The organism is Amycolatopsis sp. 2-15 (assembly GCF_030285625.1).
GTDB lineage: Bacteria > Actinomycetota > Actinomycetes > Mycobacteriales > Pseudonocardiaceae > Amycolatopsis > Amycolatopsis carbonis.
The window spans coordinates 538,343-551,119 of sequence record NZ_CP127294.1 but is presented as its reverse complement, the minus strand read 5'-3'; the positions used below and the strand labels follow the sequence as shown (position 1 = coordinate 551,119).

Sequence of the window (12,777 nt, the reverse complement as noted above, 5' to 3'; positions counted from 1 at the left end):
AGGGAACACATATGGCGCCGCAGGTGGGCGTGATCATGGGCAGCGACTCCGACTGGCCCGTCATGGAGGCCGCCGGGCAGGCCCTGGCGGAGTTCGGCGTCGAGTACGAGGTCGGCGTCTACTCCGCCCACCGCACGCCGCAGCGCATGCTGGACTACGCCACGTCCGCCGCCTCCCGCGGCCTGCGCGCCATCATCGCCGGCGCCGGCGGTGCCGCCCACCTACCCGGCATGGTCGCCTCCGCCACCGTGCTGCCTGTCATCGGCGTCCCGGTGCCGCTGAAGTACCTCGACGGCCTCGACTCGCTGCTGTCGATCGTCCAGATGCCCGCCGGCATCCCCGTCGCCACGGTCTCCGTCGGCGGCGCGCGCAACGCCGGCCTCCTCGCCGTGCGCATCCTGGCGGCTTCGGACCTGCAGCTGCAGTCGAAGCTGGCGGAGTTCCGGTCGAGCCTGGAGACGCTGGTGCTGGAGAAGGACGCGGCACTGCGTGAGAAGGCCGGCCAGTAGGTCAGGGCAGCTGCTTGCGCAGCTCCCGCTTCAGCACCTTCCCCGCCGCCGACACCGGGATCTCGTCGACGAAGTACAGCTCCCGGATCCGCTTGTAGGGCACCACCTTCTCGTTCACCGCGGCGATCAGCCCCTCGGCATCGAGGTCGGCATCCGGCTGCCCCACCACGAACGCGACGGGCAGTTCGCCGACGTCGGCCTGCGGGCGGCCGACCACGGCGGCCGTCGCGACGCCCGGCATCGCGATGAGCAGCTCTTCCAGCTCACGCGGGAAGACGTTGTACCCCTTGTACAGCAGCATGTCCTTCTTGCGATCCACAATGGACAGATAACCGTCCGCGTCGAGCACGCCGATGTCGCCCGTGTGCAGCCAGCCGTCGACGAGCGCCGCGGCCGTTTCGTCCGGCCGGTTGCGGTAGCCGCGCATCATCTGCGGCCCCCGCAGGCACACTTCGCCCTCGGCGCCGGCGGGCAAGGGATCCTCGTCGAGACCGACGATCTTCACCTCCGTGTCGAAGATCGGCCCGCCGACGGAGCCCACCTTGCGCACGCCGGAGCGGTACGACGGCGAGATCACCGCGCCCATCGTCATCTCGGTCAGGCCGTAGCCCTCGGCGATCACAACGCCGGGGAAGCGCTCGTGGAGCGCGCGGATCATCTCGTGGTTCATCGGCGCCGCGCCGGAGCCGATGCTGCGCACGGACGACAGGTCGGCCGTGTGGAACGCGGGCGTCGCCAGCAGCGCGGCGAACAGCGCGGGCGCGCCGCCGAGAGAGGTGACACGCAGGCGTTCGGCGTCGGCGACGTACGCGGCCGGGTCGAAGCGCGCGTGCAGCACGGTCTGGGAGCCGCTGAGCAGCGCGGCGTTGAGGCCGGCGATCACGCCCATCGCGTGGAACCACGGCGTCAGGTTGATCGCGACGCCGGTGCCGAGGCGCCCGACCCACTCGTCCTCGCTGCCGATCTGGTCGAGGATCACGTCACCGTGCGTGTCCAGCTTCGGCACGGAGCCGCTGCTCCAGCACGCGCTTTGGAGCGTGTTGGCCACGATGTTGCGGTGCGTGAGCTCCACGCCCTTCGACCGGCCGGTCGTGCCGCCGGTGTAGGCGAGGTGGGCGAGGTCGTGGTGGACGTCGATGGCCACGTCGGGCCGGGTGGCCGGGGCTTCGGCGAAGAACTGCTTGAACTCCACGACGTCGTCGGACCAGGCCGGCGCGCTCGGCGCGACGACGATCGTCAGCCGGGCCGGGATCCGGTCCGCGACGGCCGCGACGGTGCCCGCCACCGGCCCGAACGTGACCACGGCGGCGGCCTCGCAGTCGGTGAGCTGGAAGGCCAGGTCGTCGGGCGGGAGCAGCGGGTTCGTCGGGCTGAAGGTCGCGCCGGCGAGCAGGGTGCCGTAGTAGGCGACGGGGTAGGCGAGGCAGTTGGGCAGGTGGATCGCGACGACGTCGCCGTGGCCGATGCCGCGGGCGAGCAGGGCGTTGGCGAACTTGCACGCGCCTGCGTACGTTTCGGTGAAGGTGAGGCTGTCGTCGCCCATGGCGAACGCGGTGCGATCACCGAAGCGGGCGGCGGCGCCGGCGAGTATCGAACCCACCGGAACTTCGGGGTAGGTGAGGGAAGCGGGCAATCCGGGCGGCGGCGTCGACGCGGTGATGGCCATCACCCGACCTTACGAAGAGTGCGGTCAAGGACACAAGAACGAACGGCGACGCCCGGCGTGAACGAGCGCTAACATCGACAAAACTCTCCCCAATGCTGCAGAGAAGGTGACGGAAGTGGCCGAGGGCCTGTACCAGCTTGCCGAGGAGCACGAGGAGCTGCGGGCCGCGGTCCGGGCTCTGGCCGAGAAGGAGATCGCGCCGTACGCGGCGGAGGTCGACGAGAACGAGCGGTTCCCGACCGAGGCACTGGAGGCGCTGACCAAGTCGGGCTTCAACGCCGTGCACATCGGCGAGGAGTACGACGGCCAGGGTGCCGACGCCATCGGCGCGTGCATCGTGATCGAGGAGGTCGCGCGGGTCGACGCGTCGGCGTCGCTGATCCCGGCGGTGAACAAGCTGGGCACGCAGCCGATCATCCTGTCGGCCTCGGAAGAGCTGAAGAAGATCGTGCTGCCGTCGATCGCGCGGGGCGAGGCGATGGCCTCGTACGCGCTGTCGGAGCGCGAAGCCGGCTCGGACACCGCGTCGATGCGTGCGCGGGCGAAGCTCGACGGTGATCACTGGGTGCTCAACGGCACCAAGGCGTGGATCACCAACGCGGGTGAATCTTCGTGGTACACGGTGATGGCTGTGAGTGATCCGGACGCGGAGAAGAAGTCCAACGGCATTTCCGCGTTCGTCGTGCACAAGGACGACCCGGGCTTCTCTGTGGGGCCGAAGGAGAAGAAGCTCGGTATCAAGGGCTCGCCGACGCGCGAGATCTACTTCGAGAACTGCACGATCCCGGCCGAGCGCATCATCGGCGAGCCGGGCACGGGGCTGAAGACCGCGCTGAAGACGCTCGACCACACCCGCCCGACCATCGGCGCGCAGGCGCTGGGCATCGCGCAGGGTGCGCTGGACGCCGCGATCGCGTACGTCAAGGACCGCAAGCAGTTCGGCAAGTCGATCTCCGAGTTCCAGGGCGTGCAGTTCATGCTCGCCGACATGGGTACGAAGATCGAGGCCGCCCGCCACCTCGTCTACGCCTCCGCCGCCGCCTCCGAGCGCGGCGACAAGCGCGCGGGTTTCATGGCGTCCGCCGCGAAGACCTACGCGTCCGACATCGCCATGTCCGTGACCACCGACGCTGTGCAACTCTTCGGCGGCGCCGGCTACACCCGTGACTTCCCGGTCGAGCGCATGATGCGCGACGCGAAGATCACGCAGATCTACGAAGGCACGAACCAGATCCAGCGCATGGTGATGGCGCGGGCTCTGCTCAAGGGCTGAGGTTCTCGGTTTTCGGCCCGCGCACCTTTCCGGGTGCGCGGGCTTTTTCATTGTCGTCGCCAGCCGGCGCGGATCTTGGCGGCGTCTTCGATGCGGTAGAGGACGTCGAGGCAGATCAGTTCTTTTTCTTCCAGTTGCAGCAGTCTTGACTCGGTTTCGGGGTCGGTCGCGTCGGCGTTCTTCGCCAGGTTGATCCGCTGTTGTTTGAACGATTCCCGCTGCTCGCTCCAGGTGTCGGCCAGGCGGTGCAGGTCACGCGCGGTGTAGCGCAGGATCTCTTGCAGGCTGGGGACTTCGCGTTCGACGAAGCGGCTTTGCAGGGTGCGGACTTTTTCCTCGGCGTCGTCGCGGTGGCGGTTGGCGGTGTCTGCGGCGTCGGTCGCGGATTCCAGTTCTTCCGCTGCGTGGCCCAATTGTTCGAACAGGCTCGACCGCGCGGGTAGGACCATGTTCGCGAGCGAAGTGTCGAGGACCTTCGCGATGGCGACGGCTTCACCGAGGCGAATTGTCCGGCCGGTGGTGCCGTCGGCGTGTTTTTCGATGCGGGTGATGGCTGTGCTGTCGAGTTGGATTCCTACTCGTTCCAGCTTTTTCGCGAGCCCGGCCTGGGACACGCCCAGTTCTTCTCGCAGCGCGCGCATGTTGAGCGCGAAGGTGCGCTCGGCTTGGGCGCCGATGGCGTCGCCGGGCGCTTCGCGCGGTGGTTCCGGGTGATCCTGCACGAGGAGCAGTGTAGTGCTTGACGCGCAGCGCCGCTTGAGGCACTCTGGGTGACAGTGGTGCTGATGGAGCACTGTGCTGCACGAGGAGCACTGGATGAGGAGTGGTGATGCCGAAGACGTGGTCGGTGGGGGATGGGCGGCTCGGTCGTATCGGGGCCTTATCGGCATGCGGAGTGGTGCCGGTACCAGGACGAGGAGCGGCATGCGTGCGACGCGGGTGCGCCGGATGTGTACGGGGTGGTGTCCGACGGAGCCGAGCCGCCGATCATCTCGGCGACGGCCTGGCGGACCGAGGCCACCGAGCGGCAGACGGTGCTGGTGCACGTGGAAAACCGAGACTGCTGGGCCGATGTCGAGGTCGACGGGGCCGGGGCGCGCGAGCTTGCCGCGCAGCTGGTTGCTGCGGCGGAGTTGATCGAGGTGCCGTTGCGGGGAGCGGCGTGACTGTGCGCTCCTTCGAGTGGAGGTTCCCGGTGGAGGCAGAAGAATCGAGGTGAGGGATGCCGAGGTAAGGGCCGAGCTGTGACCGCCGGGTGGTCTCCGGTGGGTTCGGCGCTGGGCCGGAAAGGAGTGGGATGGCGTTCGCGGAAGAGGCGTTCGCTGCGTTTCGGCGAGGTGAGACCGACGCTGTCGAGTGGCTGAGTCGCGCGGAGCTCGGGCGGGCGAAGGCCGCGGGTGACGCCGCCGGCGAGGTCGATGCGCTGTGCATGCTGGCCAGGGTCGCCGTGCGCGGTGGGGACTTGGCCGGGTGCCGGGAGCTGGCCGTAACGGCGCTCGAGGTTGCGCGCCGTGGCGGTGACTCGGCGCTGGAGCGGGGGCCGGTGCATGTGCTGGCGGCGGTGGCGCGGATGAGGGGCGACCTGACGGAAGCGAGGGCGTTGTTCGGCCGGAGCATCGAGTTGCGGCAGGAGGCGGGGCCGGTCGATCTCGTGGTCTGGGAGCAGCTGAATCTCGGGTACGTCGAGCTGGAGTCCGGCGACGTCGGGCGGGCCCGGGAGTTGTTCGAGGGAGTTCGGCGGTACGCGAGGGACCACAGCGTTGGTGACCTCGTGCCGTACGGCGTGCTCGCGAGCGCTGTGCTGGCGGAGAGGGACGGAGACACCGCGGGGGCCGTCCGGTTGCTGGCGGAGGCGGACAGGGCGTTGCGGGAGCGGGGTCAGGTGCTCGATCCCGATGACGCCGAGGTGCGGGAGGCGTTGCGAGCGCGTCTGGTCGCCACGCTGGGAGAGGAGGGGTTCGAGGCCGAGTTCGCGAGGGAGGGCTAACCATCCACTGTGGCCGGTGACGTCCAGCTTGCCAGGAGGTGCAGGCGTTCCTCGGAAGGGGAGCCCGGCTCGACGGTCGTGATGCCGAGGGTCTGCTCGGGGTCGTCGACGGGGGTCATGGCTTCGTAGCCGAGGGTCAGCTCGCCGACGAGCGGGTGGTGATACTGCTTGACGCCGTGGGTGCGTTCGAAGACGTCGTGGTCGGCCCACCAGCGGCGGAAGTCCTGGTCGCGCAGGGAGAGTTCGCCGATGAGCTCCGCGAGGGCGGGGTCGTGGGGGTAGCGGCCCGCGTACAGGTGGAGGGTGGCGACGACGCCGCGGGCGGCGCCTTCCCAGTCGGTGTAGAGGCCGCGGACGGTGTCGTCGAGGAAGATGAGCCGGGCCATGTTGCGGGAGCGAGGAGGGAGGGCGTCGAAGTCGGCGTAGAGGGCGCAGGCGAGGCGGTTGGCGGCGAGCACGTCCATGCGGCGGCCGAGGACGATGGCCGGCACGTGGTGGAGGCTGTCGAGCACGAGCTGCAGGCCCGGGCGCACGCGTTGGGGCGGCAGGGGCCGCGGCCGTGAGCGCGTGGGCTTGGCGAGGGTGAAGAGGTGGGTGCGCTCGAGGTCGTTGAGCTGCAGGGCTCGGGAGATGGCGTCGAGGACGGACTCGGAGACGTTGAGGTTGCGGCCGCGTTCGAGGCGGACGTAATAGTCCACGCTCACGCCCGCGAGCTGCGCGACCTCCTCGCGGCGGAGGCCGGGCACGCGCCGGGGGCCGGGGTGCGGGGTGAGGCCCGCGTCGGCCGGGGTGATCTTCGCTCGCCGCGAGCGCAGGAAGTCCCGGAGTTGCTCGCTCATGCAGTCCAGCGTAGGGCCGATCGCCGCCCCGAGAGGGGGTCTGCTGGACCCCCGGTGGAGGGAGTCCTCTCCGCTCGGGGGCGAACGGTGGTTGCGTGGGAACCATGAAACGACGCATTCTCGGCGGCACCGGCATCTCCGTGAGCGAATACGCGCTCGGCACGATGATGTTCGGCGCCATGGGCAACACCGACCACGGCGAGTCGGTCCGCATGATCCACGCGGCGATCGACGCCGGCATCAACTTCCTGGACACGGCCGACGTCTACTCGACCGGGGAGTCGGAGGAGATCGTCGGCAAGGCGCTCGCGGGGCGGCGCGACAGTGTGGTGCTGGCGACCAAGTTCGGCCTCCCCATGGGCGAGGACCCGAACCAGCGCGGCGGCTCACCGCGCTGGGTCAAACGGGCGCTGGAGAACAGCCTGCGCCGCCTCGGCACCGACTACCTGGACCTGTACCAAATGCACCGCCCCGACCCGGACACTGACATCGACGAGACGCTCGGCGCGCTGTCGGACCTCGTGCGCGAGGGCAAGGTGCGGGCGATCGGCAGCTCGTTCTTCTCGCCGGAGGAGACCGTGGAAGCGCAGTGGACGGCCGAACGCCGCGGCCACCACCGGTTCCGCACCGAGCAGCCGCCGTACTCGATCCTCACGCGTGGCATCGAGCAGCGCGTGCTGCCGACCGCGCAGCGCTACGGCATGGGTGTGCTCACCTTCGGTCCGCTCAACTCCGGCTGGCTCTCCGGCCGCGCCGACCCGACCGCCGGGCATCGCAACGCCGGCCGCGGCGCGCAGATGTTCGACCTCTCGCGGCCGGGCGTGCAGGCGAAGGCCGACGCCGTCGCGGAGCTGACCGAGCTCGCCGCCGACACGGGGATCTCCGTGCCGCACCTGGCGATCGCGTTCGTGCGCGCGCACCCGGCGGTCACGTCCGTGCTGATCGGCCCGCGCCGGCCCGAGCACCTCACCGACCTGCTGGCCGGCGCCGACCTGGAGCTGAGCGGAGACGTGCTCGACCGCATCGACGAGATCGGGCCGCCGGGGGTCGACGTGCACTCGGGCGACTTCTACATCAACCCCACGCCGGCGATCCTCGACAAGCGCCTGCGGCGGCGGTGAACCACCGGGGCGTGGCGAGTCACTTCGCGAAGTGCCTGCGCCGGCGTTGAACCACCGAGCCGCGTTGGGTCACTTCGCGGTGGCGAGGAGCAGCCCGATGACCTGCACGGCGTCGTCGAGCCGTGGTTCGCCGCCGAGGAGCTGGGAGTACATGAACGAGTCGCCGATGCGGATCACGGCCTGCGCGACGGCCGCCGTCGGGGCGTCGAAGTGCAGGCCGTTGCGGTCGAGCAGTTCGGTGAACAGCCGCGCCGCCCGGGACTCGACCTCGCCGGGCGACATGATCACCTTCGCGAACAGCGCGGGGTCACGCCGGGCGAGGTCCTTCAGCGGCGCGAGCGTGACGACGGTGCGCATGAACCGCTCGACCACCGCCAGCGTCCGGGCGAGGCCCGGGGGACCGGTCACGGCGGCCTCGATCGCGAGGTAGGTCCGTTCGGTGCTGTCGGCGAGCACGCGCCCGAGCAGCTGTTCGTGGTTGCCGACTCGGCGGTACAGCGTCGCGCGGCTCAAGCCGAGCTCGGTCGCGAGTGCCGACATGTCGATCGTCCGGCCGCGCAGGTACGCATCGGTCGCCGCGCGGACGACGTCGTCGGTGGAGGGTGGGCCGGCCATCCGCGCAGTATGGCCGAGTCCGCTTGCCAAAACACCCTGAACGTGAGACAAAACGTCTGTCTGTCTCAATGCGGAGGTGCGGTGTGGCCACGGTGACCGTGAACGGTGGGCAACAAGTCCACTACGTCGACCACGGTGGCGACGGCCCGGCCGTCGTCCTGCTGCACAGCTTCCTGATGGACGTCGACATGTGGCTCCCGCAGGTCGAGGCCTTCCGCGGCGACCACCGCCTGATCGCGATCGACGAGCGCGGCCACGGCGAGACCCCGGCGGACGGGCCCTTCGACTACTGGGACGTCGCCCGCGACGCGCTCGCGGTGCTCGACCACCTCGGCTTCGACCGCGCCGCCGTGATCGGCACCAGCCAGGGCGGGTTCGTCGGCCTGCGCATGGCGTTGCTTGCCCCCGAGCGCGTGACCGCGCTGGCCGTGCTCGGCACGTCGGCCGCCGCCGAGCCCGACGAGGTCGCGGCCGTCTACCGGCAGCTCGGCGACGTGTGGGCGCAGGACGGCCCCGACGGCGTGATCGACGGCGTCGCCGCCATCTGCTTCGGCGACACCTTCGACGCCACGGCGTGGAAGGCGAAGTGGCGTGAGCACTACCAGGGTGAGCACGCCCGCCTGCTCATCGGCGTCCTCGCCGGCCGCGACAGCCTCGTCGACCGCCTCGGCGAGATCCAGACCCCGGTGCTCGTGCTGCACGGCACGGCCGACCGCGCCTACCCCGTCGAGAAGGCCGAAGAACTCGTCGCCGGTCTCCCGAACGCGAAACCGCTGGTCACGATCGCGGACGGCGCGCACTTCCTCAGCCTCACCCACGCCGCCGACGTCAACCCGCACCTCAAGGGTTTCCTCGCCGCGCACTGACCCGCGCCGAACCGGCGAAAACCGCGGCAGAGACCGGGCATTCGGGTGAGGATTTCCCCGCCTCTTGCCCGATCCGGGCACATGTGAGACATGTGCCATGCTGATCCCCAACGCGGAGGTGTCGGATGGCTACGGTGACCGTCAACGGTGGGCAGCAGGTCCACTTCGTCGACTACGGCGGCGACGGCCCCGCTGTCCTGCTGCTGCACAGCTTCATGATGGACATCGACATGTGGGAGCCACAGGTCGAGTCCTTCGGCGCGGACTACCGGCTCATCGCGATCGACGAACGCGGCCACGGCGGCACCCCGGCCGACGACGACTTCGACTACTGGGACGTCGCCCGCGACGCGTTCGGCGTGCTGGACCACCTCGGCATCGAGCGCGCCGCCGTGATCGGCACCAGCCAAGGCGGGTTCATCGCCCTGCGCATGGCGTTGCTCGCCCCCGAGCGCGTGACCGCGCTGGCCGTGCTCGGCACGTCCGCCGAACGGGAAGCCGAAGGCACCGCCACCGTCTACCGGCACCTGATCGCCGCCTGGCTGGAAGCCGGGCCGGAGCCGCTGGTCGACGGCATCGCCACCTTCTGCCTGGGCGACTACGAAGCGTCGGCGTGGAAGACGAAGTGGCTCAAGCTCCCGGGGGAGAAGTTCCAGCGGATCATGGAGACGCTCGTCAGCCGCGACAGCGTGCTCGAACGTGCGGGCGAGATCCAGGTGCCGGCGCTCGTGCTGCACGGCAGTGGAGACAACGAGTACCCGATGGCCCGCGCCGAGTCGCTCGTGGCCGCGCTGCCCAACGCCGAACCGCTGGTCACGGTCGTGAGCGGTGCGCATTTCCTCAGCCTCACCCACGCGTCGGACGTGCAGCCGCACCTGAAGAAGTTCCTCGAAGCCCACGCTGCGGGTAAGTAACCCACTTGGAGGAGTTTCCGTTCCTCTCTCAACCCGTTAACTGATCAGGTGACTGGGGTCACCATCGGTTCACGGAGAGGCGGAGCGGATGGGTGTGCGCGCGTTCGGGCGTCGGGCAATGGTTCTCGTGGCGGCACTGGGAGCAGTGGCCCTGAGTACCGGCACCGCGGACGCGGCGGTGAAGGAGCCGACCGGTCCGGTCCAGCCGAACATCATCTCGGCCGCGCTGTACTCCGTGGTGCAGCCGACCATCGCGCCACCCGGCGCCAACGACTGGAACTGCGAACCGTCGGCCGAACACCCCAACCCGGTGCTGCTGTCGAACGGCACCACGGCCAACGCCTACGAGAACTGGGCCAACCTCTCGAAGGTGCTCGCCGACCACGGCTACTGCGTGTTCGCGGGCAACTTCGGCGGCTCGCCGGGCAGTTTCCTGCAGACCGTCGGCCCGGTCGCGGGCACGGCCGCACAGCTCGCGGCGTTCGGTGACAAGGTCCTCGCGGCCACGGGCGCGGCGAAGCTGGACATCGTCGGGCACTCGCAGGGCGGGATGAACCCGCGCTACTGGATCAAGTACCTCGGCGGCGCCTCGAAGATCGGCAAGCTCATCGGCCTCTCGCCGTCGAACTACGGCACGAGCCTGTTCGGGCTGCTCACCACGCTGCAGGCCATCCCGCCGGTGCGTGACCTCGTGGGCCTCGCGTGCGCGTCGTGCAACGAGCAGTCCGCCGGCTCGGCCTTCCTGACCGACCTCAACGCCGGCGGCGACACCGTGCCCGACATCGACTACACCGTGATCCAGACCAAGTACGACGACGTGGTCACGCCCTACACCAACGCGTTCCTCGAGGCGGCGCCGAACGTGAAGAACATCGTGCTGCAGGACGTCTGCCCGGCGGACTTCACCGATCACCTGGGGATCCCGTACGACCCGATCGCCGAGCGCGAGGTGCTCAACGCGCTCGACCCGGCGCACGCACAGACCCCGAAGTGCGTGTTCGTGCCCCCGGTGATCAGCTGAGCGACTGGTACATCACGTGCAGCCCGACGTACCCCCGCGCCGGGTGGTGGAAGGCTTCGGGCACCGTGCCGATCACGGTGAAGCCGAGTGACTTCCACAGGGCGACCGCGCGGGTGTTGGTCTCGACCACGGCGTTGAACTGCACCCCGCGGTAGCCCTCGGCGCGCGCCCACTCCAGCATGTCCGTGCCGAGCGCGCGGCCGGCGCCTTGCCCGGCGGAAGCGGGCGCCACCATGAAGCTCGCGGTCGCGATGTGCGAGCCCGGCCCTTCGCGGTTCGGACCCATCTTCGCCGAGCCGAGAATGTCACCAAAATTGTTAACAATTACTGTCGTATGCCAGGGTGGGGCCGGCAGCCAGTGGTCGCGCGCGGCCTGTTCGCCCAGGTCACGAGGCAGAGCGTAGGTCTCGCCGGCGGCGACGATGTCGTGCAGGAACGGCCAGATGGCGGGCCAGTCGTCGCCCATCGCGTCGCGGATCAGCACGTAACGAGGATTCCAGAAGTAGGTACAAACGCGAACTCTTTTCGTCCCGTTGTGCCATTCCGGTTGTGCAGGCCCGCGGCAGAGTGTCACAGTCGTCGACATGTTCTGGCCGGTCCCTGACACCTGGAAGCCGAGCGACGACGCCGAGCTGGTCGCCGGCTGGCGCTTGTGGCTCGAGCTGAGCGACCGCGCCTGGCCCACGGCCGAGTGGGATGGCACACCCGCCGACGCGGTCAAACAGCTGCGCGAACTGCTCGACGCGTGCGACGACATCGAGACCGTGTACCGCGAGACCTCCGCCGACCCGTCGGAGGAGTTCGTGCACGTCATCCAGGCTCTGGCGTTGTGCGCGAGCGCCGTGATCGGCCTGTGGTGGGACGACTTCGCGCCACTGGACTCCGACCGCGCGCCCAAGCTCCACGAAGACTTGCAGCGCTTCGCCGCGCACGCCGAACAAGTGCTGACGCTCCTGGCCACCCACGGTGGCTGGGCCGCGCTTGATTCCGCGCGCCGCGGCCCGGCCTGAGTCCACACGCGACAGTCCCGCGGTTGCGCCGAACGGCCCAATCGCCGGGCCCGTGCCCGTCCAGGCGGATAACCATCGGCGCGGGCGGGTAAGCCTCCGGCAACGGAGGTGCCCGATGACCGCTCCCCAGTCCGCCGCGCCCGCGGCGAGATCCCACGTCGAAAACCCGCGCCGCAGCAAGGCCACGCAAACGCTCGGCCGCGCCGGAATGGCTTGTTACGGCTTGGTGCACTTGATCGTCGCGTATCTCGCGCTGCGCATCGCCTTCGGCGGTGGCAGTGGTGAACCCGCGGACCAGACCGGCGCGCTGCAGGAGATCGGCTCGAACGCGTTCGGCACGGCAGTGCTGTGGGTGCTCTCGATCGGGCTGATCGCGTTCGGGTTGTGGCAGGTGCTCATGGCCGCGACCGGGTACGAGTGGGTGTCCGGCGGCAAACGGGTGCGCAAGCGCCTCGGTTCGGGTGGGCGCGCGATCGTGGTGTTCGCGCTGGGATACAGCGCGATCCGGATCGCCGCCGGCGCCGGTTCGTCTGCGGGCAACCAGAACCAGCAGGAGGCCACGGCGAAGCTCCTCGCGCTGCCCGCCGGGCCCGCGCTCGTCGTGGTCGCGGCGTGCTGCGTGGTCGCGGTGGCCGTCGCGTCCGGAGTGAAGGGCGTGCGGCGCTCGTTCCTCGAAGACCTCGACACCATCCAGCTGCCGCGGGCCACCCGGCGCTGGGTGGCCCGCCTCGGCACGGGCGGTTACCTGGCGAAAGGCGTGGTGTTCGCCCTGGTGGCCGCGCTCCTCGGGTACGCCGGCCTGCGTTCCGACGCGCGTGAGGCCGGTGGTCTCGACGCGGCGCTGCGGACGTTGGCCGGGCAGCCGTTCGGCACGGTGCTGCTCACGATCGTCGCATTGGGACTCGCGGCCTTCGGTGCGTACTGCTTCGGGGCCGCGTGGGCGCACAAGCGGTGAC

The 12,777-nt window shown here is 69.8% G+C and carries 15 protein-coding genes; 10 read left to right on the top strand and 5 right to left on the bottom strand.

Features of this window, described 5'->3' with window-relative positions; all coding sequences use genetic code 11:
- Positions 1-11: 11 nt before the first annotated feature.
- The gene (purE, locus tag QRX50_RS02605) at positions 12-509 is read left to right on the top strand and encodes a 5-(carboxyamino)imidazole ribonucleotide mutase (protein ID WP_285970395.1); all 498 of its coding nucleotides are present in this window, start codon (positions 12-14) and stop codon (positions 507-509) included.
- Between the two features lies 1 nt (position 510).
- Here purE and QRX50_RS02600 read toward each other — a convergent pair whose 3' ends face one another.
- On the bottom strand, positions 511-2,175 hold the full coding sequence (locus QRX50_RS02600) for a class I adenylate-forming enzyme family protein (protein ID WP_285970394.1): 1,665 nt from the start codon (positions 2,173-2,175) through the stop codon (positions 511-513).
- Positions 2,176-2,290: 115 nt separating this feature from the next.
- Here QRX50_RS02600 and QRX50_RS02595 point away from each other — a divergent pair, with 115 nt between their 5' ends.
- Positions 2,291-3,448 carry an acyl-CoA dehydrogenase family protein gene (locus QRX50_RS02595; protein WP_434533231.1) on the top strand — a complete coding sequence of 386 codons (1,158 nt, stop codon included), beginning with the start codon at positions 2,291-2,293 and terminating at the stop codon, positions 3,446-3,448.
- A gap of 47 nt (positions 3,449-3,495) precedes the next feature.
- On the opposite strand, the gene QRX50_RS02590 is transcribed toward QRX50_RS02595, so the two are convergent.
- Positions 3,496-4,170, bottom strand: coding sequence for a helix-turn-helix domain-containing protein (locus QRX50_RS02590; RefSeq protein ID WP_285970392.1), 675 nt, complete (start codon positions 4,168-4,170; stop codon positions 3,496-3,498).
- 132 nt (positions 4,171-4,302) lie between these two features.
- Here QRX50_RS02590 and QRX50_RS02585 point away from each other — a divergent pair, with 132 nt between their 5' ends.
- Positions 4,303-4,614 (top strand): hypothetical protein, encoded by a 312-nt coding sequence (locus QRX50_RS02585; RefSeq protein ID WP_285970391.1) that lies wholly within the window; start codon positions 4,303-4,305, stop codon positions 4,612-4,614.
- 131 nt (positions 4,615-4,745) lie between these two features.
- Complete coding sequence (locus tag QRX50_RS02580) at positions 4,746-5,435, top strand: tetratricopeptide repeat protein (RefSeq protein ID WP_285970390.1); 690 nt, start codon at positions 4,746-4,748, stop codon at positions 5,433-5,435.
- On the opposite strand, the gene QRX50_RS02575 is transcribed toward QRX50_RS02580, so the two are convergent.
- The gene (locus QRX50_RS02575; protein WP_285970389.1) at positions 5,432-6,274 is read right to left on the bottom strand and encodes a helix-turn-helix domain-containing protein; all 843 of its coding nucleotides are present in this window, start codon (positions 6,272-6,274) and stop codon (positions 5,432-5,434) included. The two genes, QRX50_RS02580 and QRX50_RS02575, sit on opposite strands and share 4 nt — an antisense overlap.
- Positions 6,275-6,378: 104 nt before the next feature.
- On the opposite strand from QRX50_RS02575, the gene QRX50_RS02570 reads away from it, so the two are divergent.
- Positions 6,379-7,395: an aldo/keto reductase gene (locus QRX50_RS02570; protein WP_285970388.1), complete on the top strand. Its 1,017-nt coding sequence runs from the start codon at positions 6,379-6,381 to the stop codon at positions 7,393-7,395.
- A 69-nt stretch (positions 7,396-7,464) separates the two neighbouring features.
- Here QRX50_RS02570 and QRX50_RS02565 read toward each other — a convergent pair whose 3' ends face one another.
- Positions 7,465-8,010 (bottom strand): QsdR family transcriptional regulator, encoded by a 546-nt coding sequence (locus QRX50_RS02565; protein WP_285970387.1) that lies wholly within the window; start codon positions 8,008-8,010, stop codon positions 7,465-7,467.
- Between the two features lie 83 nt (positions 8,011-8,093).
- Here QRX50_RS02565 and QRX50_RS02560 point away from each other — a divergent pair, with 83 nt between their 5' ends.
- The 3 genes from QRX50_RS02560 to QRX50_RS02550 all read left to right on the top strand — a co-directional run bounded on the left by QRX50_RS02560 (position 8,094) and on the right by QRX50_RS02550 (position 10,811).
- Positions 8,094-8,876, top strand: coding sequence for an alpha/beta fold hydrolase (locus QRX50_RS02560; protein WP_285970386.1), 783 nt, complete (start codon positions 8,094-8,096; stop codon positions 8,874-8,876).
- Between the two features lie 125 nt (positions 8,877-9,001).
- Positions 9,002-9,790, top strand: coding sequence for an alpha/beta fold hydrolase (locus QRX50_RS02555; RefSeq protein WP_285970385.1), 789 nt, complete (start codon positions 9,002-9,004; stop codon positions 9,788-9,790).
- A 145-nt stretch (positions 9,791-9,935) separates the two neighbouring features.
- Positions 9,936-10,811: an esterase/lipase family protein gene (locus QRX50_RS02550; protein WP_285970384.1), complete on the top strand. Its 876-nt coding sequence runs from the start codon at positions 9,936-9,938 to the stop codon at positions 10,809-10,811.
- Here the strand turns inward: QRX50_RS02550 and QRX50_RS02545 are convergent.
- Complete coding sequence (locus QRX50_RS02545; protein ID WP_285970383.1) at positions 10,804-11,295, bottom strand: GNAT family N-acetyltransferase; 492 nt, start codon at positions 11,293-11,295, stop codon at positions 10,804-10,806. The two genes, QRX50_RS02550 and QRX50_RS02545, sit on opposite strands and share 8 nt — an antisense overlap.
- Before the next feature lie 100 nt (positions 11,296-11,395).
- Here QRX50_RS02545 and QRX50_RS02540 point away from each other — a divergent pair, with 100 nt between their 5' ends.
- Both QRX50_RS02540 and QRX50_RS02535 read left to right on the top strand, forming a co-directional pair.
- Positions 11,396-11,821 carry a hypothetical protein gene (locus QRX50_RS02540; protein ID WP_285970382.1) on the top strand — a complete coding sequence of 142 codons (426 nt, stop codon included), beginning with the start codon at positions 11,396-11,398 and terminating at the stop codon, positions 11,819-11,821.
- Between the two features lie 115 nt (positions 11,822-11,936).
- Positions 11,937-12,776 (top strand): DUF1206 domain-containing protein, encoded by an 840-nt coding sequence (locus tag QRX50_RS02535; RefSeq protein WP_434533230.1) that lies wholly within the window; start codon positions 11,937-11,939, stop codon positions 12,774-12,776.
- Position 12,777: the final 1 nt, after the last annotated feature.

Coding starts and splice junctions, on each gene's coding strand:
- purE (WP_285970395.1), top strand. CDS start 12: ATGGCGCCGCAGGTGGGCGTGATCATGGGCAGCGACTCCGACTGGCCC.
- QRX50_RS02600 (WP_285970394.1), bottom strand. CDS start 2,175: ATGGCCATCACCGCGTCGACGCCGCCGCCCGGATTGCCCGCTTCCCTC.
- QRX50_RS02585 (WP_285970391.1), top strand. CDS start 4,303: ATGGGCGGCTCGGTCGTATCGGGGCCTTATCGGCATGCGGAGTGGTGC.
- QRX50_RS02580 (WP_285970390.1), top strand. CDS start 4,746: ATGGCGTTCGCGGAAGAGGCGTTCGCTGCGTTTCGGCGAGGTGAGACC.
- QRX50_RS02575 (WP_285970389.1), bottom strand. CDS start 6,274: ATGAGCGAGCAACTCCGGGACTTCCTGCGCTCGCGGCGAGCGAAGATC.
- QRX50_RS02570 (WP_285970388.1), top strand. CDS start 6,379: ATGAAACGACGCATTCTCGGCGGCACCGGCATCTCCGTGAGCGAATAC.
- QRX50_RS02565 (WP_285970387.1), bottom strand. CDS start 8,010: ATGGCCGGCCCACCCTCCACCGACGACGTCGTCCGCGCGGCGACCGAT.
- QRX50_RS02555 (WP_285970385.1), top strand. CDS start 9,002: ATGGCTACGGTGACCGTCAACGGTGGGCAGCAGGTCCACTTCGTCGAC.
- QRX50_RS02540 (WP_285970382.1), top strand. CDS start 11,396: ATGTTCTGGCCGGTCCCTGACACCTGGAAGCCGAGCGACGACGCCGAG.
- QRX50_RS02535 (WP_434533230.1), top strand. CDS start 11,937: ATGACCGCTCCCCAGTCCGCCGCGCCCGCGGCGAGATCCCACGTCGAA.